The organism is Geodermatophilus sp. SYSU D00867, assembly GCF_054050315.1.
Window position 1 is genome coordinate 18,363 of sequence record NZ_JBJGZC010000008.1, and the last position, 16,885, is coordinate 35,247.

19 protein-coding genes are annotated in these 16,885 nt (G+C 77.3%); 17 read left to right on the forward strand and 2 right to left on the reverse strand.

Translation table 11 applies throughout. From position 1 onward, the window contains the following. Nucleotides 1–30: 30 nt before the first annotated feature. The 9 genes from ACI8AK_RS09070 to ACI8AK_RS09110 are packed head-to-tail and all read left to right on the forward strand — an operon-like array spanning nt 31 to nt 9,366. Nucleotides 31–1,221 (forward strand): inositol-3-phosphate synthase, encoded by a 1,191-nt coding sequence (locus tag ACI8AK_RS09070; protein WP_387986387.1) that lies wholly within the window; start codon nt 31–33, stop codon nt 1,219–1,221. Continuing rightward, nucleotides 1,218–2,132: a hypothetical protein gene (locus ACI8AK_RS09075; protein WP_456955928.1), complete on the forward strand. Its 915-nt coding sequence runs from the start codon at nt 1,218–1,220 to the stop codon at nt 2,130–2,132. Before ACI8AK_RS09070 ends, ACI8AK_RS09075 begins: the two co-directional genes overlap by 4 nt. After that, entirely contained in the window at nt 2,129–3,151 is a 1,023-nt protein-coding gene (locus ACI8AK_RS09080) for a methyltransferase domain-containing protein (protein WP_456955930.1), read from the forward strand. The genes ACI8AK_RS09075 and ACI8AK_RS09080 overlap by 4 nt, the downstream gene beginning before the upstream one ends. After that, on the forward strand, nt 3,148–4,152 hold the full coding sequence (locus tag ACI8AK_RS09085) for a Gfo/Idh/MocA family protein (RefSeq protein WP_456902283.1): 1,005 nt from the start codon (nt 3,148–3,150) through the stop codon (nt 4,150–4,152). The genes ACI8AK_RS09080 and ACI8AK_RS09085 overlap by 4 nt, the downstream gene beginning before the upstream one ends. Further along, on the forward strand, nt 4,149–5,123 hold the full coding sequence (locus tag ACI8AK_RS09090) for an MBL fold metallo-hydrolase (RefSeq protein WP_387986395.1): 975 nt from the start codon (nt 4,149–4,151) through the stop codon (nt 5,121–5,123). Before ACI8AK_RS09085 ends, ACI8AK_RS09090 begins: the two co-directional genes overlap by 4 nt. Beyond that, complete coding sequence (locus ACI8AK_RS09095; protein WP_456955932.1) at nt 5,120–6,598, forward strand: YcaO-like family protein; 1,479 nt, start codon at nt 5,120–5,122, stop codon at nt 6,596–6,598. Before ACI8AK_RS09090 ends, ACI8AK_RS09095 begins: the two co-directional genes overlap by 4 nt. Further along, nucleotides 6,595–7,428, forward strand: a complete 834-nt coding sequence (locus tag ACI8AK_RS09100; RefSeq protein ID WP_456955934.1) for a sugar phosphate isomerase/epimerase family protein — start codon at nt 6,595–6,597, stop codon at nt 7,426–7,428. The genes ACI8AK_RS09095 and ACI8AK_RS09100 overlap by 4 nt, the downstream gene beginning before the upstream one ends. Continuing rightward, complete coding sequence (locus ACI8AK_RS09105; protein WP_456955936.1) at nt 7,425–8,633, forward strand: glycosyltransferase family 4 protein; 1,209 nt, start codon at nt 7,425–7,427, stop codon at nt 8,631–8,633. Before ACI8AK_RS09100 ends, ACI8AK_RS09105 begins: the two co-directional genes overlap by 4 nt. A gap of 10 nt (nt 8,634–8,643) precedes the next feature. Beyond that, the gene (locus ACI8AK_RS09110) at nt 8,644–9,366 is read left to right on the forward strand and encodes a PIG-L deacetylase family protein (RefSeq protein WP_456955938.1); all 723 of its coding nucleotides are present in this window, start codon (nt 8,644–8,646) and stop codon (nt 9,364–9,366) included. 80 nt (nt 9,367–9,446) lie between these two features. Here the strand turns inward: ACI8AK_RS09110 and ACI8AK_RS09115 are convergent, their stop codons facing one another. Continuing rightward, a complete protein-coding gene (locus ACI8AK_RS09115) occupies nt 9,447–9,725 on the reverse strand; it encodes a DUF1905 domain-containing protein (protein WP_387986409.1) in 279 nt (92 codons plus the stop codon). Between the two features lie 266 nt (nt 9,726–9,991). Here ACI8AK_RS09115 and ACI8AK_RS09120 point away from each other — a divergent pair, with 266 nt between their 5' ends. The 8 genes from ACI8AK_RS09120 to ACI8AK_RS09155 all read left to right on the forward strand — a co-directional run bounded on the left by ACI8AK_RS09120 (nt 9,992) and on the right by ACI8AK_RS09155 (nt 15,697). Next, nucleotides 9,992–10,246 carry a glutaredoxin family protein gene (locus ACI8AK_RS09120; RefSeq protein WP_456955939.1) on the forward strand — a complete coding sequence of 85 codons (255 nt, stop codon included), beginning with the start codon at nt 9,992–9,994 and terminating at the stop codon, nt 10,244–10,246. Between the two features lie 78 nt (nt 10,247–10,324). Further along, nucleotides 10,325–10,729: an SRPBCC family protein gene (locus ACI8AK_RS09125; protein WP_456955941.1), complete on the forward strand. Its 405-nt coding sequence runs from the start codon at nt 10,325–10,327 to the stop codon at nt 10,727–10,729. Continuing rightward, nucleotides 10,726–11,550, forward strand: coding sequence for a VOC family protein (locus ACI8AK_RS09130; protein ID WP_456955943.1), 825 nt, complete (start codon nt 10,726–10,728; stop codon nt 11,548–11,550). The genes ACI8AK_RS09125 and ACI8AK_RS09130 overlap by 4 nt, the downstream gene beginning before the upstream one ends. 104 nt (nt 11,551–11,654) lie before the next feature. After that, nucleotides 11,655–12,476, forward strand: a complete 822-nt coding sequence (locus tag ACI8AK_RS09135; RefSeq protein ID WP_387986420.1) for an SDR family oxidoreductase — start codon at nt 11,655–11,657, stop codon at nt 12,474–12,476. After that, complete coding sequence (nhaA, locus tag ACI8AK_RS09140; protein ID WP_456955945.1) at nt 12,473–14,416, forward strand: Na+/H+ antiporter NhaA; 1,944 nt, start codon at nt 12,473–12,475, stop codon at nt 14,414–14,416. Before ACI8AK_RS09135 ends, nhaA begins: the two co-directional genes overlap by 4 nt. Then, nucleotides 14,413–15,054: an SDR family NAD(P)-dependent oxidoreductase gene (locus tag ACI8AK_RS09145; RefSeq protein WP_456955947.1), complete on the forward strand. Its 642-nt coding sequence runs from the start codon at nt 14,413–14,415 to the stop codon at nt 15,052–15,054. The genes nhaA and ACI8AK_RS09145 overlap by 4 nt, the downstream gene beginning before the upstream one ends. A gap of 59 nt (nt 15,055–15,113) precedes the next feature. Next, nucleotides 15,114–15,308, forward strand: a complete 195-nt coding sequence (locus ACI8AK_RS09150) for a DUF1905 domain-containing protein (protein ID WP_387986429.1) — start codon at nt 15,114–15,116, stop codon at nt 15,306–15,308. Next, nucleotides 15,305–15,697, forward strand: coding sequence for a DUF1761 domain-containing protein (locus ACI8AK_RS09155; RefSeq protein WP_456902275.1), 393 nt, complete (start codon nt 15,305–15,307; stop codon nt 15,695–15,697). Before ACI8AK_RS09150 ends, ACI8AK_RS09155 begins: the two co-directional genes overlap by 4 nt. Before the next feature lie 61 nt (nt 15,698–15,758). Here ACI8AK_RS09155 and ACI8AK_RS09160 read toward each other — a convergent pair whose 3' ends face one another. Further along, entirely contained in the window at nt 15,759–16,724 is a 966-nt protein-coding gene (locus ACI8AK_RS09160; RefSeq protein WP_456955948.1) for a helix-turn-helix domain-containing protein, read from the reverse strand. Nucleotides 16,725–16,885 lie beyond the last annotated feature (161 nt).

A 16,885-nucleotide genomic window follows, 5' to 3' on the forward strand; every position in this document is an offset into this window, starting at 1 on the left:
TCGCAAGGGTCCCGTCGCGTCGGCGTCGCTGTGGTCGGACTCGGAGGGGCGGTCGCCACGACCGCCGTCGCCGGGCTGGAGCTGCTCCGGATCGGGGCCGCGGGCACCGACGGGCTGCCGCTCGCCGGGCTGGAGGTGGCCGGCGGCCCGGTCGAGGAGACGACGGGCCTGGTCGGCTACGACGCCCTCGTCGTCCGCGGCTGGGACCTCGACGGCTCGGACCTGCGCAAGGCCGCCGAGCAGCACGCGGTCCTCGACTCCCGGCAGCTGGAGCAGGTCGGGCCGGCCCTGTCGGCGCGGACCCCGTGGCCCGCGGCCGGCGACGCCGACTTCTGCCGCAACGTCACCGGCGGCAACGTGGTGCTCGCCCAGACCCGCCGCGACCAGGTCGACGCGGTCCGCGCCGACCTGCGGCGGTTCCGCGAGGAGGAGTCCCTCGACGGCCTGGTGCTGGTCAACCTCGCCTCGACCGAGCGCTGGCCCGACCCGACGGCGCCCGCGCTGCAGACGGTCGAGGCGTTCGAGGCCGGGCTGGACGCCGACGACCGGGCGATCACCCCGGCGATGGTCTACGCCTACGCCGCGATCGCCGAGGGCGTCGGCTACGTCAACTTCACGCCGTCGCTGGCCGCCGACGTCCCGGCGCTGGTCGCCCTGGCCGAGGCCCGCGGCGTCCCGGTCGCCGGCAAGGACGGCAAGACCGGCCAGACGATGGTGAAGACCGTCCTCGCGCCGGCGTTCCGCGCCCGCTCGCTCACCGTCGAGGGCTGGTACTCCACCAACATCCTCGGCAACCGCGACGGCCTGGCCCTCGACGACCCCGACTCGCTCAGCAGCAAGCTGCAGACCAAGGGCAGCGTGCTGGACTCGATCCTCGGCTACCCGGTCGAGGACCACGTCGTCCGGATCGACTACTACCGGCCGCGCGGGGACCAGAAGGAGGCCTGGGACGCCATCGACCTGGTCGGCTTCCTCGGGCAGCGCATGCAGGTCAAGGTCGACTTCCAGTGCCGCGACTCGATCCTCGCCGCCCCGCTGGCCATCGAGCTCGCCCGGCTCACCGACCTCGCGCAGCAGCGCGGCGAGGGCGGCATCCAGCGGCAGCTGGGCTGGTTCTTCAAGGCCCCGATGACCGCCGACGGCAGCGTCCCCGAGCACGCGTTCCACACGCAGGAGGCGACGCTGCTCGACTGGCTGGCCGCCGGCGCCACCTCCCGGTGACCGCGCTCGACACCCCCGGGACGCTCACCGCGCTGGCCGGCCTGCGGCCCCTGCTGGCCGAGATCGGTGACGCCAAGCGGGTGCGCGTCGCCGGCACGCCCGGCTCGCTCGCCGAGCAGGCCTTCGCCCGGGCGTGGGGGCGGCTGGTGGCGGGTGAGGACGTCGCCGACGTCGCGGAGTCGGAGACGGCGGCCGCGGTCGCCCGTGCCCGGCTGGCCGGCATCGACGCGGGCGTGCTGACCGCCGCCGGGCTCTCCGACGGCGAGGCGCTCGCGGTGCTGCGCCGCGGCTTCGACGAGGTGGCCGGCCCGCTCGACGCCGGGCTGCGGGACCGGCTGCGCGCCGCGCTCGGCCCGCTGCCGGCGCCGACGGCGACGCCCGCGCTGGCCGGGACGCTCAACGCCCAGCCGCGCGCGGGCGCGACCGCGCCCGGCAGGCCGCGGATCGTGGTGGAGCCGCCGGAGAGCCACGGCGACCACTGCCTGACCGTCGCCGTCTACGGGGTGCTGGTGGCGCCGGTGGTCGGCGCCGACCCGGTCGCGCCGTTCCTGCTTGGCCTGGCCCACCACCTGCACAACGTCGTCCTGCCCGACGCCGGGTTCGCCGGCGAGGTGCTGCTCGGCGACGCGCTGGAGCGGGTCGTGGCCACGCTCGAGGAGCGCGAGCTGGCCGCGCTGCCGGACGCGCTGGCGGACCGGGTGCGCGGGGTGCTGGCGCTGCGGCCGGGCGCCGACGTGCCCGAGGCGCGGGCCTTCCACGCCGCCGACGTCCTCGACCGGGTGCTGCAGGTGCACCACCACGCCCGGGCGGCGGCGTTCACGGCCGCGCAGGCGCTGGACGACCTCGAGCTCGTGCACGCCGGGCCGGTGCAGGCCTACCACCTCGACGTCCTGGCGGCGGCCGGGCTGTGACTCTCGCGGTCGATGCCCCCGTCGTCGACGGGATCCCGTTCGCCCGCGCCGGCCGGGACGACCTGCGCGCCGAGGTCGCCGGACTGGTGGCCGCCGGGGAGACCGACCGGGCGCGGGTGCTGCTGCTCGCGGACGCCGACGACTGGTGGACCGCGCCGCCGCCCCCGCCGGAGCAGCTGGCGCTGGTGCCCTTCGCGCGCACGCTGCGCGAGGCGATGGCCCTGCTCGGCATGGGCCGGGTCGCCGACTACTTCGCGCACCGCTGGTCGGACCCGACCCACCTGGCCGGGCTGGCGCTGCTGCAGGCGCACTGGCCCGGGGACCGGCCGGTGGTCGACGTCGCCTGCGGGATCGGCGCGCACCTGCGCGAGCTGGCCCGCCGCGGGGTGCGCGACCTGCTCGGCGTCGACGTCGTCTGGGCCAAGCTGTGGCTGGCGCGGCGGTTCGTCTGCCCGTCGGCGCGCTACGTGTGCGCCGACCTCACCGCCGCGCCGTCGCTGGCTGTCGGCACCCCCGCGTACGTCATGTGCCACGACGCCTTCTACTTCCTCCGCGACAAGCCGGCCGCGGCCGCGGCCATGCGCGCGCTGGCCGGGGACGGCGGCACCGTCGTCGTCGGGCACGCGCACGTCGCCGACCCGCACGGGGAGCCGCTGCCGCCGGAGGGCTACGCGCGGGTGCTCGGCACCGACCTGCTCTACGACGACGAGGAGCTGACCCGCTCGCTGCTCGAGGGCCGCCCGCCGCGGCCGGCGCCGCCCGCGGACCTGCGCGCCAGCGAGGCGGTGGCGCTGGTGGCCGGCGACCCGCTGTCCTCCGCACCGGCCGACCTCGGCGAGCCGCTGCCGCCGCTGGCGCCCAACCCGCTCTACCGCGACGGCCTGCTGACCTGGCCGAACGAGCGCTACGCCGTCGAGTACGGGCCCCGCTCGGGCTACCTGCCGCCGCGCTGGCCCGACCCGCTGCCCGCCGACGCCGCCCGCCGCCGGCTGCTGGTCGACCTGCCGGAGGCCTGGTGACCCCGACCGTCGGCTGGGGCGTCGCCGGGTGCGGCTGGGTGGCCCGCGACCACGCGCTGCCCGGGCTGCTCGCCGTCGACGGCGCCCGGGTGGTGGCGCTGCACGACCTCGACCCCGCCGCGATGGCCCGGATGCCGGTGGAGGGCGCCGTCGCGACCGCCGACCTCGCGGAGTTCCTCGCCACCCCGGGCCTGGACGCGGTCTACGTCGCCGTCCCCAACGCCGGGCACCGGGCGCTGGTCGAGGCGGCGGCCGCGGCCGGCAAGGCCGTGCTGTGCGAGAAGCCGCTGGCCGCCGACGTCCGCGACGCGCAGGCGCTGGTCGACGCGTGCGCGCGGGCCGGCGTGCTGCTCGGGACCGCCTACGACCAGCGCTGGCACCCCGCGCACGTGCGGCTGCGCGAGCTGGTGCCCGAGCTCGGCACGGTCACCGCGGTGCGGATCGTCTACTGCTGCTGGCTGCCCGGGGACTGGACGCCCGACGGCCGCCCGCACGACAACTGGCGGGTCGACCCGGCCCGCGCCGGCGGCGGCGCCGCCATCGACCTCGCCCCCCACGGCCTCGACCTCACCGGCACGCTGCTCGGCGAGGACGTCACGTCGCTGTCGGCGCTGCTGCAGACCCGGGTGCACGACTACGGCGTCGACGACGGCGCGCTGCTCACCGGGACCACCGACGGCGGCGTGCTGGTCGGCCTGCACGTCGCGTTCAACACCCCCGACGCGCTCCCCCGCCGCCGGCTCGAGGTGGTCGGCACCCGCGGCGCGGCGGTCGCCGTCGACACGATGGGCCAGACGGCGGGAGGCTCGCTCACGCTGTACCGCCCCGAACCGGTGGACGTGCCGTTCGCCGACACCCCGCCGTCCGGCGACCCGTTCACCGCGCAGTTCGCCGCCTTCACCGACGCGGTCGCGGGCCGCGCGCGGTGGCCGTACGACCCCGCCCGCGACCTCGCCCTGCACCGCCTGCTCCTCACCGCTCTCTCCGGAGGGAAACCGTGAGCTCGCCCGACGTCCCCGGCGCCATCGACCGGGCCACCGACCCCGCCGCCGACCTCACTGCCGACGGCACCGGCGCGCGGCACGGCACCAGCCAGGTCGACACCAACCCCTACCGCGGCCTGCTGCCCGACCTGCCCGCCTACGCCTGCACCAACTGCGGGCACTGGCAGCGCTGGCCGGCGCCCGGGCCGGCCGTGTGCCCGGTCTGCGCCGACGTGCGCAACGCGCTGCCCGAGCACGGCTTCGAGTTCGTCCCCGCCAAGGAGGCCGACGAGCTGGTCACCGGCTTCTGGCGGCCGGCGCCGGTCGACGGCGTCACCGAGTTCGGCACCGAGCCACGCTTCGGGCTGGACAGCCGCGGCTGGGTGATCGAGACCGACATCGGCCTGGTCGGCTTCGAGTGCGCGCCCTGGTACACCGCCGACATGCTCGCAGAGCTGCGCCGCATGGCCGGGGAGAAGGGCGGGTTCCCCGTCCTGGCGTCGTCCCACGTGCACGGCTACGGCGCGCTGTGGCAGCTGCAGCAGGAGCTCGAGCCGCGGGTCGTCTGCGTCAACGTGCACGACCTGGTCTGGACCAAGGCCTTCCGGGTCACCTGGCCGGCCGACGACGTCCTGGCCCTCGCTCCCGACCTCACGCTGCACCGCACCGGCGGCCACTTCCCCGGGCACTCGGTGCTGCACGACTCCCGCCGCGGGATCCTCTTCTGCGGCGACTCCCTCAAGGTCGACCTCTCCCCCGACGGCGACCCGGTCGCGTTGAGCGCGCACAAGGCGTTCCACGCCCAGATCCCGCTCTCGCACGGGGAGCTCCGGGAGATGCTCGCCGTCGTCGCGGAGCTGGACTTCGAGGTGGTCGCGACGCCGTTCGAGATGGTCCCCGGGGTCACCACCGACCACGTCGTCCACCTGGTGCAGCGGCTGCTGTCCGGGCCGCCGGACGCCGCGCCCGTCCCGCTGGACGAGCTGTGACGGCGGTCGGGACGACGCCGTCGCAGCGGTACCGGGACAGCTTCCCGGTCCCGGTCGAGGACTTCGCGATCGAGGGCATCGACGTCCTCGACGTGCCGCTGCACTCCGCGGTGCTGCCGCCCTCGGAGCTGCACCCGGGCGGCAGCGGGCTCGGCTACGGCGCCACCCGCGAGGAGGCCCGCACCGGCGCGATGGGCGAGATGGCGGAGATGGCGCTGTCGCTGCGGGCGCACCGGGGCGCCGCCCGCGAGGAGGGCTCCTACGCCGAGATGACGCGGCGGCACGGCCGCGACCGGGTGGCCGACCCGCGCGAGCTGTGCCTGGAGGCCGGCAGTCCGTACGACGACGACCGGCCGCTGCAGTGGCTGCCGACGACCCGGCTGCGCGACGGCGAGCGGGTGCTGGTGCCGGCCGAGCTGGTGGCGTCCGCGCCCGACGACCTGCCCGGCGACCCGCCGCCCGGCGGCTGGCTGACCACGGTCATCACCAACGGGCAGGGGGCGGCGTTCGACGCGGACCGCGCGGTCACCCACGCGCTGCTGGAGGTGCTGCAGCGCGACGGCAACGCGACGGCGTTCCGCGCGATGGACCGCGGCGTCGTCGTCGACCTCGCCGGGCTGACCGACCCCGACGCGCTGGCGCTGCTCGACCGGCTCGACGCCGCGGGCGTCGACGTGACGGTGAAGCTCGCCTCGACCGAGTTCGGCGTCGTCGACGTGTACGCCGTCGGCTGCTCGCGGGACGGCTCGGAGCCGGTGCCGGTGATGGCCACCGCGTGCGGCGAGGCGGCGCACCCGGACCGGGACACCGCCGTCCGCAAGGCGCTGCACGAGTTCGCCTCGGCGCGCAGCCGGAAGGCGTTCATGCACGGGCCGTTCGACGTCGTCCTGCCGGCGACGCCGCCGGGCTACCTGGAGCACTGGCGCACCGGGCACCCGCCGGAGCGGCTGGTCGAGGAGGACCGCGCGCTGCAGGCGATGCTGGCCTGGACCCGGATGGGCACCTCGGCGCTCGTCGACCTGCTGCAGGACACCGTGCTGTCCCGCCGGTCCACCGTGGCGCTGGCCGACCTCTCCACCTGGCGTCCGGGAGCAGGGCGCGGGGACGACCTGCACTCGTTCGTCACCGGCGCGGTGCAGACGGCCGGGCACGACGTGCTGGTCGAGCTGCAGCCCTCGCTCGGCGACGCGGTCGCGGCCAAGGTGCTGGTGACCGGCCTCGAGGTGGAGACGATGAGCTACGGCCGGATCGGCGAGCGCGGCGTGCGCCGGCTGCTGGAGCGCGACGACCCGCTCGTGGCCGTCGGGACCGACCCGGGCGGCTGGGCGCGGGTGCACCTGACCGCCGGCGCCGAGGAGCGCCTGGGCGGGCCGGCCTGGTTCGACCGCGCCGGCGCCGACCGGCGGGTGGGCGCGCTCTACGCGCTGTACCGGGAGCCGGGCCGGCACGTGGTCGCGGAGGTCCTCGACCCGTGAGCTTGCGCTACGCGTACAACACCAACGGGCTGACCTCGCACCGGCTGTCGGACGCGCTGCCCTTCCTCGCCGACTGCGGCTACGGCGGGGTGGCGCTCACCCTCGACGTCGTCCACCTCGACCCGTTCGCGCCCGACGCGTTCGCCCGGGCGGAGGAGGCGCGGGCGCGCTGCGACGAGCTCGGGCTGGGCGTGGTGGTGGAGACGGGCGCCCGGTTCCTGCTCGACCCGCGGGCCAAGCACGAGCCGACGCTCGTCACCGCCTCGGCCGAGGGGCGCGCCCGCCGGCTGGCCTACCTGCGGCTGGCCTGCGACCTCGCCGAGGTGCTCGGCGCAGAGGCGGTGAGCTTCTGGGCCGGCGTGCCGAAGCCGGGCGTCGACCGCGACGCCGCGTGGGGCTGGGTGGTCGACGGCGTCCGCGCGCTGGTCGACAGCCACGGCGGCCGCTCCTACGCGCTCGCCGTCGAGCCGGAGCCCGGGATGCTGGTCGAGGACTGCGACGGCTGGGCGCGGCTGGCCGCCGTGGCGCCGGGGATCACGCTGGCTCTGGACACCGGGCACTGCGTCGTCGCCGGGGCGTACGCGCCGGAGGAGGCGGTGGCCCGGTTCGCGCCGCACCTGGGCACGGTCGCCGTCGAGGGGATGCGCCGCGGCGTGCACGACCACCTGCCGCTGGACGAGGGCGACGTCGACCTGCCGGCGGTGCTGCGTGCGCTGCGGGAGGCGTCGTTCGACCGGCTGGTGACGCTGGAGCTGTCCCGCGACGGGCACCGCGCCCACGAGATGGTGCCGCGCTCGATCGCCACGCTCCGGGAGGCCGAGGGAGCATGAGGATCTGCTTCGTCAGCCGCCGCTACTGGCCCGCGGTCAGCGGGATGAGCGTCTACGCGGAGAACCTGCTGCGGGAGCTGGTCGCGCTGGGCCACGAGGTGGTGCTGGTCAGCCAGTACCGCGACGACGAGGCCGGCACCCGCGTCTACGGCGGCGGCCCGCCCCCGCCCGACCGCGTCCCCGCCGGGGTGGAGGTGCACCCGCTGCCCAGCCGCGGCGAGACCGTCGTCCCGGCCGACTGGGAGGGCGACGTCGAGGAGATCGTGCGCACCGTCGTCGGCCTGCACCGCGAGCGCCCGTTCGACGTGCTGCACGCCCAGTACGGCTACCCGCCGGGGCTGGCGGTGCTGGCCGCCGCGCGCGAGACCGGGCTGCCGGCGGTGGTGAGCATCCAGGGCGGCGACGGGCACTGGGTGGGCACCTGCTGCGCCACGCACGCGCACGCGATGCGCACGGTCGTCGACGCCTCGTCCGCGGTGCTCATCGGCAGCGCCAGCTTCCGCGACGAGGTGGTCGGCAACCTGGGCAGCGACCCGGCGCGGTTCACGATCGTCCCGGGCGCCACCGACACCCGCCGCTTCACCCCCGCCGAGCGGCCGCTGGGCGCACTGCAGGACCCGCCGGTGCTGCTGTTCCACGGCCGCGTCGACCGCCGCAAGGGCGTGCTCGACCTGCTGGAGGCGCTGCCCGACGGCGTCCGGCTGGTGGTCTCCGGCATCGGCCCCGACCTCGACGAGGCCCGTGCCCGCGCCGACGGGCGGACGACGTTCCTCGGCTACGTGCCGCCCGACGAGGCGCCCGCGGTGTACCGCTCGGCCGACGTCTTCGTCAGCCCCACCTACAGCGAGGGGTTCTCCAACACGCTGCTCGAGGCGATGGCCAGCGGGCTGCCCACGGTGAGCACCGACTCGGTCGGCGTCGTCGACTGCCTGCGCGACGGCGAGAACGGGCTGCTGCACGCGCCGGGCGACGTCGCCGGGCTGCGCGCGGCGCTGGACCGGGTGCTGTCCGACGGCGCCCTGCGGCGGCGGCTGGCGACGACGGCGCTGGAGGAGGTGCGCCGGCTGTACTCGTGGCCGGTGCTCGCCGCCTCGATCGACGACGTGTACCGCTCGGTGGCCGGGTCGACGCCGTGCGCGGACTGGACGATGCCGCCGACGGTCGACCTCTCCTGCCGGTTCCGCGGCGCGGCGCACCTGCTGTGAGGGTCCGCTGATGCAGGTCCTGGCGGTCAGCCCGCACCTCGACGACGCCGCGTTCTCGGTGGGCGGCACCCTCGCCGCGCTGGCCGACGCCGGGCACGAGGTCACCGTGGTCACCTGCTTCACCCGCAGCGTGCCCGACCCCGAGGGCTTCGCGCTGGCCTGCCAGCTGGACAAGGGCCTGCCGGCCGACGTCGACTACATGGCCCTGCGCCGCGACGAGGACGCCGCCGCGATGGCCGTGCTCGGTGCGGCGCCGCTGCACCTGGACCTGGCCGAGGCGCCGCACCGCGGCTACGGCAGCGCGGCGGACCTGTTCGCCGGCGTGCACGAGGACGACGACGTGTGGCTGGACGTGCGGGCCGCGCTGACCGGCCTGCCCGGCGACCTGTGGCTGGCCCCGCAGGCGCTGGGCGGGCACGTCGACCACCTGCAGGTGCTGCGCGCCGTCGCGGGGACCGGCCGGCCGGTGCTGTGGTGGCGCGACTCGCCGTACGTGCTGCGCGCCCCGGACGCCGTCCCCGGACCCGACCTGCCCGGCGGGCTGACCCCGCTGGAGCTGCCGCAGGACCTCGGCCGGCGGGCCGACGCCTGCGCCCGCTACGCCACCCAGCTCGGCTTCCAGTTCGGCGGCGCGGACGCGATGCGCGCCGCACTGGCCGGCCTGCCGGAGGTGCTGCTCGCCGACGACAGAGCCCGGGAGCTCGCCCTCGGGATGGTGTCCCCCGCGCGCTAGTGCTCTGCCCACAGGTGTGGGCAGAGCACCAGCGCGGGGGGCGTGCCCGGGTCCGCTCGGGCTCTGTCGTCCGCCCGTGCTCAGGTGAACCGCTGCTCCAGGTGGACCGAGACCTCCTGACCCGCCGCGTCCTTGCCGATCGCCTCGCACAGCGCCCTGCGCAGCGGCAGCCAGTGCGGCCCCTCCCCCGACGGCATGCAGGTGGCGGTGAAGGGGTGGCCGTCGATCGTGCCGCCCACCTTGACCGCCCTCCGGGTGCCGAACAGCTCAGCCGAGCCGGGGACGGTGAGGTAGGTGGGGAAGGCGCCGTCCTTCTCGATCGGCGCGGTGAACGTGGTCGCGAGGTCCTGGGGAGCCATGCCGGTCCTGACCGCGGCGGCGCCCTGGACTCATCGCGAGGCGGACTCCGGCCGAGCCGGCCTCGGCCTCCTCGGTGCCGCGGGCGACCCGCGCCGGGCCGGCGGTGGTCCGCTCGGGAGCCGTCCACCGTGGGACCCGGCACCCGCCCGCGGGGACGTGCCGTGCCGCCCGCGACACGGGGTCCACGATCCCCGTTGCCCGACGGCCGCCGCCCTGCGACCGTGACCGGCACGGGGACCCGCTCCGTCCCAGACCGGAGGCCGCCGTGACCTGGACCGACGAGGCCGTGACCGTCTACTACAAGCCGGGGTGCCCCTACAGCACCACGCTGCGGGCGAAGATGGCCGCCACCCGCCTCCCCCACCGCGCGGTGCGGTTCGCCGACGACCCGGAGGGGGCCGCCGCGGTCCGCGCGCACCACCCCGAGGGCTGGGAGGTCTCCCCCACCGTCGTCGTTGGGGGCCGGTACCTGACCAACTCGAGCCTGCGCGAGGTCCGCGAGGCGATGGCGGGGCGCTGACGGCGGCCGCGGGGCGCCGGGACCGTCCGCGGGCGCCGCTACGCTCCGCGCCACCTCGATCCCGGTGGGAGGAGCGGCATGGCCTCGGTGCGCAAGCAGGTCCACCTCGACGCCCCGCCCGAGCGGGTGTGGGACGCCGTCCGCGACGTCGGGGCGCTGCACGAGCGCCTGGTCCCCGGCTTCGTCGTCGACACCCGGCTCCAGGACGACGCGCGGGTGGTCACCTTCGCCGACGGCACGGTGCAGCGCGAGCCGCTGGTCGACGTCGACGACGACCGGCGCCGGCTCGTCCACACCGCCGTCGACTCGCCGCTGGGGGCCACCCACCACAACGCCTCGGTGGAGGTCCTCCCCGACAGCGCCGGCACCCGGCTCGAGTGGGTGGTCGACGTCCTGCCGCACGGCGTGCGGGACCGCCTGGACCGGGCGATGGAGGCCGGCGCCGCCGCGATGCGCGCGGCCCTCGACCGGAGGCCGTCGTGATCCGCACGTACCCGCACGGCGTGACCTGCTGGATCGACACCGAGCAGCCCGACCCGGCCGCCGCGGCCGCCTTCTACGGCGCCCTCCTCGGCTGGGAGTTCACCGACGCGGTGCCGCCCGGCGCGCCCGGCTCCTACCTCGTCGCGACGCTGGGCGGGCGGGACGTCGCCGCCGTCGCGCCGGGCGACGGCCCGCCGGCCTGGAACACCTACGTCGCGGTCGACGACGCCGACGCGACCGCCGCCGCGGTGCCCGGGCTGGGCGGCACGGTGCTCTCCGGCCCCGAGGACGCCGGGCCCGGCGGGCGGACGGCGACCTGCCTGGACCCGCAGGGGGCGGCGTTCCGGCTGTGGCAGGCCCGCCGGCGCCCGGGCGCCCAGCTCACCAACGTGCCGGGCACCTGGAACTTCTCGGACCTGCACACCCCCGACCGCGCGGCCGCGATGGCCTTCTACCGGCCGCTGTTCGGCTGGCGGGACGTCGACATGGCCCAGGACGCCGGCACGATGCTGCAGGTCCCCGGCTACGGCGACCACCTGGCCGCGACCGTCGACCCGGGCATCCGCGAGCGGCAGGCGTCCGCGCCGCCCGGCTTCGCCGACGTCATCGGCGGCCTGCTGGTCACCGCCGACGAGCCGCCGCACTGGCACGTCGTGGTCACCGTCGCCGACCGGGACGCGTGCGCGGCCACCGCCGAGCGGCTCGGCGCCACCGTGCTGCGCACCGCCGAGGGCACCTGGACCCGCACCGCCCTGCTGCGCGACCCGCAGGGCGCCGAGCTCACCGTCAGCCAGTTCACCCCGCCGGACGGCGACTGGTGACGTCCGTGCCCGGCCGGCTGCGCTGCCTCGCCGCGCGCATCGACCGGGACGCCCCCGGGACGGCATGATCGGCGGGTCCCCCGCTGACCTCCGAGAGGGGAACCGTGTCCTCACCCTCCCCGGCCCTCCGGCCGGCCCCGGGCGCGCTCGACGGCAGGGTCGCCGTCGTCACCGGCGCCAGCAGCGGCATCGGCGCCGCGACCGCCCGCTCGCTGGTGGCCGCCGGCTGCCGCGTCGCGCTCCTGGGCCGCCGCGGTGACCGCCTGCAGGCCGTCGCCGACAGCACCGCCGACCCCGCCCGCACCCTCACCGTCGCCGCCGACGTCTCCGACGGGCTCGACCTCGCCGACGCCCTCGACGCCCTGCACGACCGGTTCGGCCCGGCCGACCTGGTCGTGGCCGGTGCCGGTGTGCTCACCGGCGCGCCGTTCGAGGACGGCGTGCCCGCCGAGTGGATCGAGATGATCGACGTCAACCTCGGCGGCATCCTCCGGACCGCGCAGACCTTCGCCCGCGACCTGCTGGCCACCGCCGGGACCGGCCGCCCGGCCGACCTGTTCCTCATCGGCGCGCTCGCCGGCCAGGTGCGCTTCCCCGGCTACGCCGTCTACTCGGCGGTGGAGGCCGCGGTCGCCCAGCTGGCCCGGGCGCTGCGCGCCGAGTACGGCCGCCGCGGCGTGCGCGTGCACGTCGTCGCCCCCGGCCTCACCGACACCGACCTCGGCTCCGAGATCAGCCACGACGGCACCGCGCGCGGCTGGGCCGAGCACCGCGAGGTCGTCGTCCCGATGGACCCCGACGACGTCGCCCGCACCGTGCTGTTCGGCGCCGGCCTGCCGCCGCGGGTCAACGTCGCCGAGCTGCTCGTGCTGCCCACCCGCCAGGACCCCTACCTGCCCACGCGGCGCGGGACGGGGGTCCGGTGAGGGGCACCCCGCGGGGCGAGCTGGAGCGGCCCTCGGCGCTCGGGCGCGTGCTCCGGCTCGCCGACTCCGACGCCGCGGCCGCCGCCGTGCTGCTGGTCGCGACGCTGGTGGCGCTGGTGTGGGCCAACGTGCCGGGCTCGACCTACGAGGAGACCTGGCACACGCCGTTCGCCGTCAGCCTGGGCGACACGGTCCTCGAGATGGACCTGCGGCACTGGGTCAACGACGCGCTGATGGCGCTGTTCTTCTGCCTGATCAGCCTCGAGGTCAAGCGGGACCTGGTGCTCGGCGAGTTCCGCGACACCCGCCGCATCCGCATCCCGGTCGTCGCCGCGCTGGCCGGCCTGGTCGTGCCCGCCCTGGTCTTCCTCGCGGTGACCGGGCTCAGCGACCAGCCCGGCGAGGCGCGCGCCGCCTGGGGCGTGGTGATCTCCACCGACACCGCGTTCGTGCTCGGCCTGCTGGCGGTCGTGGGCCGGGCGGTGCCGGTCAACCTGCGCGCGTTCGTGCTCGCGCTGTCGGTGGTCGACGACGTCGGCGCGCTGGCCGTCATCGCCGTCGCCTACACCGAGGACCTCACGATCCTGCCGCTGGCGGTGGCCGCCGTCGGGCTGGTCGCGGTGGTCTGGCTGCGGCGGATGCGGGTCTGGCGCGGCGCGGCCTACCTGCTCGTCGCGGTGCCGGTCTGGCTGGGCGTGCTCGCGTCCGGCGTGCACCCGACGGTGGCCGGCGTCGCGATCGGCCTGCTGCTGCCGGTGTACCCGCCCAGCGCGGAGGAGGTCGACGCCGCCGAGACCGCGGCCCGGGACTACGGGCGGACGCCGACCTCCAGCGGGGCGCACCGCGCGGTGCTCAGCCTGACCCGGTCGGTGTCGGTCAACGAGCGCGGGCAGCGGCTGTTCCGGCCGTGGGTCAACCTCGCCGTCGTCCCGGTGTTCGCGCTGGCCAACGCCGGCGTCGTGCTCAGCGCCGAGACGCTGTCCGCCGCCGCGACCTCCGGCCTGACCTGGGCGGTCGTCATCGGGCTCGTCGTCGGCAAGGTGCTGGGCGTGACCACCGCGTCGCTGGCCGCCGTCCGGCTCGGGATCGGCCGGCTGCCCTCGGGGCTGTTCCCGCGGCACGTGTTCGCCGCCGGCGTGCTCAGCGGGATCGGCTTCACGATCTCGCTGTTCATCATCGACCTGGCCCTCGACGACGAGGCGCTGGCCGCGCAGGCCCGGATCGGCGTGTTGGCCGCGTCGGTCCTCGCCGCGCTGCTGGCGCTGGGCGCGGTCGCCGTCGTCCGGGCGGTGGACCGGTCCCGGCTGCCCGGCCGGCAGCGGCTGGCGCGGCCGGTGAGCGCCACGCGCGACCACGTCCGCGGCCGCGTCGGCGCGCCGATGGAGCTCGTCGTCCACGCCTCGTTCGTGTTCACCAACGCCGGGCGCACCGCCGAGGTGGTCGACGAGCTGCGGCAGGTCCTCGGCGACGACCTGGTCTTCGTCTACCGCCACCTGCTCACCGACGACCCGGTGTCGGCCCGTGCCGCCGAGGCGGCCGAGGCCGCCGACGCCCAGTCGCGGTTCTGGCCGATGCACGACGCGCTGGCCGCCCGGGCCGGGCGGCTGGACGACCGGGCGATCCGGCGCTGCGCCGTCGACGCCGGGCTGAACCTCGCCCGGGTCGACGACGCCGTCGCCTCCGGCGCGCACGCCGCGCGCGTCCGCGAGGACGACGACGACGCCCGCGCGATGGGCCTGGACGAGCCGCCGCGCTTCTTCGTCAACGGCCAGCTCTACGACGGGCCGCTCGACGTCGGGCCGATGCGGACGGCGCTGGAGCAGACCGCCGGGCGGTCGCGGGTGCGGGCGGCCGCCCCGGCGGACGCGCCGGCCGAGGACGCGCTGCCGGTGCGCTCGCCGGCGGTGCGCGAGACCGCCGACGCGGAGCCGGTGGCGTGACCGCGCCGGGGAGGGTGCGGCCGGTCGCCGGCCGCCGCGCCGTCGTCATCGGGCTGCCGCTGATCGCCGACGCGGTGGTCGCCGAGCTGGCCGCGGCGGGAGCGGTGGTCGAGCAGGTGGCCTCCGCGCGGGAGGTGCTCGCGGCCGCCGACGGCGTGCGCGAGCGGCTGGGCGGCGTCGACCTGGTGGTGGCCGTGCTGGGCGGCGTCGGCGGGGGCCCGTTCGGGCTGTCACCGGCCGAGCGGTGGGCGGAGGTCATCGAGCAGGGCGCCGGCGACGCGGTGCTGGCGGCGCGCGCGTTCCTCGACGACCTGCTGACCGCGGCGGCCAACGACTCCGCCGCCGACCTGGTGCTGGTCGGGTCGGCGGCGGCGTCGGAGCTGGTGCCGGCGTTCGCCGTGCACGCCGCCACGGCCGCCGGCGCCGCCCAGCTCGCCCGCACGCTGCGGCTGGAGCTCGGCGGCACCCTGGTGCGGGTGCGGCACGTCGCCGTCGGCTGGGTGTCCCCCGCCGCCGCGGCCGACGGCGGGACCGCGCTGCTCCCCGAGGACGTCGCGCGGACCGTGCTGTTCACCCTCACCCTGCCGCCGACGACGAACGTCGCCGAGGTGTCGCTGCTGACGACCCGCAGCGGCTGAGCGATGAGTGCGGGGGCCGGCGGCGGTCTCCCCTGCACCCCACGGCGAGGAGGCGGACGGTGGACGAGCGGTTCAGGGCGACCCTGCGGAGGGGCCCGGCACCCGGCGGGTGGACCTGCCTGGTGTGGCCGGAGTCGGTGCGGGTGTTCGGCACGCGCGAGCTGCCGGTGGCCGCGGCGATCCGGCGGGCCATCGGGAAGCAGGCCGGCGACGAGGTCGAGGTGCACCTGCTCGAGCGGATCGGGACCCGGTGAGCGCGGTGTCGCCGGGGCGGGTCGCGGTCGCGTCCGCGGCCGCGTTCGTGGCGAGCTCGGCCTGGTACACGGCCTTCGGCGAGCGGCTGGCCCGCCTCGACGAGGCCTACGCGCAGCCCGGCCCGTCCCCGGCGGCGGTCGCGCCGGTGGAGCTGGCGCGCAGCGGGGTGGTGGCGGCCGCGGTGTCGGTGCTCGCCGACCGGCTGCCGGCCCGCGGCCCGCGCGCGGCGCTCACGCTCGGCGCCGGGCTGTGGGCGGCGTTCCCGCTGGTCCTGCTCACCGGCTCGGTCGTCCACGAGAAGGTGCCCTGGCAGCAGGCCGCGATCCACGCCGGCGACTGGCTGGTCAAGCTGCTGCTGGTCTCCGCCGTCGTCGGCCGCGACGGCTGAGCGGGTGCGCCCGGGCCGCGTTCCGGCGCCCGGGGTGCGGCGCCGGCGCACCCGCCCGCGGTCAGCCGGCGGCGGCCCCCGCCCGTGAGCGGTCCCGCCACTCCCGCGGGCTGACGCCGTACCCCGCCCGGAACCGGCGGGCGAAGTAGGAGGCGTCGGTGAAGCCCCAGCGCCGGGCGACCGCGGCGATCGAGCGGTCGCCCGGCCGGGCCAGCTCGGCCCGGGCGCCCTCCAGCCGCTGCGCGATGACCTCCTGCTCGAGGCTGAACCCGGCCGCGGCGCAGATCCGGTACAGCTGCCGCACCGACACCGCGTGCGCCCGCGCGATGCGCTCGGCGTCCAGGTCCGGCTCGGTCAGGTGCCGGCGCACGTAGCCGCGCACCCGGGCCGGCAACGTCTCGCCGAGCACGTCGTCGGCACCGCGGGCGCCGTCGGCGGCCGAGGCCAGCAGCGCGCGGGCCAGGTCGACCGTCGCCGACGCCAGCGAGTGCACCAGCGGCTCCGCGGCCAGCAGCGCGACGTCGCGGGTCAGCCGGGTGACGTGCGCGCGCACCAGGCCGTGGAGAGGGCTGCGCGCGGCGACCGGCAGGGCCCGCCGGACGGTGTCGATCGGCAGGCCGAGGGAGGCGGCCGGGATGCGCAGCGCCCGGCACACGCCCCGCCCGGACCAGGCGTACTCGTAGGGCGACGACACCTCGCTGAACGACAGCTCGCCGGCGGCCACCAGCCGGCGGGAGCCGAACTGCTCCTGCCGGGCGGTGCCGGTCTCCTGCACGGCGAGGGAGAGCACCGGCTCCGGGTCGGCGCGCGCGTGGCGGGCGGTGCGCAGCAGGGTCACCTCGCCGGTCAGGTCCAGCCGCAGCACCGAGACACCCGCCAGGTCCCAGCCGTCGAGGCGGGCACGGGCGGGCGCCGAGGGGTCGGGGAAGCGGATCCGCGAGGACATCGTCGCCTCGAGCAGGTCGGCCACCCGGGCGGGACGGCGGTCGGCGGCGGCGAGGGCGTCGGTGTCGACGAGGGTGGCCACGGGGCCTCCAGGGTCGGCAGCGGGTCGGCGGGCAGGTCGGCGTCGTCGCCTGGGCCGATCCTGGCCGGGAGCGGGAGGCGGCGGAAGGCCGTCGCCCCGGCGGGCTCGGCAGCCTGGGTCCGGCACCGGTCACGCAGGGCACAGCCGCCGTCGCGGGTGCG

Bases quoted from the DNA above. Each gene is read 5' to 3' on its own strand.
- ACI8AK_RS09105 (WP_456955936.1), top strand. From the start codon at position 7,425: ATGAGGATCTGCTTCGTCAGCCGCCGCTACTGGCCCGCGGTCAGCGGG.
- ACI8AK_RS09110 (WP_456955938.1), top strand. From the start codon at position 8,644: ATGCAGGTCCTGGCGGTCAGCCCGCACCTCGACGACGCCGCGTTCTCG.
- ACI8AK_RS09115 (WP_387986409.1), bottom strand. From the start codon at position 9,725: ATGGCTCCCCAGGACCTCGCGACCACGTTCACCGCGCCGATCGAGAAG.
- ACI8AK_RS09125 (WP_456955941.1), top strand. From the start codon at position 10,325: ATGGCCTCGGTGCGCAAGCAGGTCCACCTCGACGCCCCGCCCGAGCGG.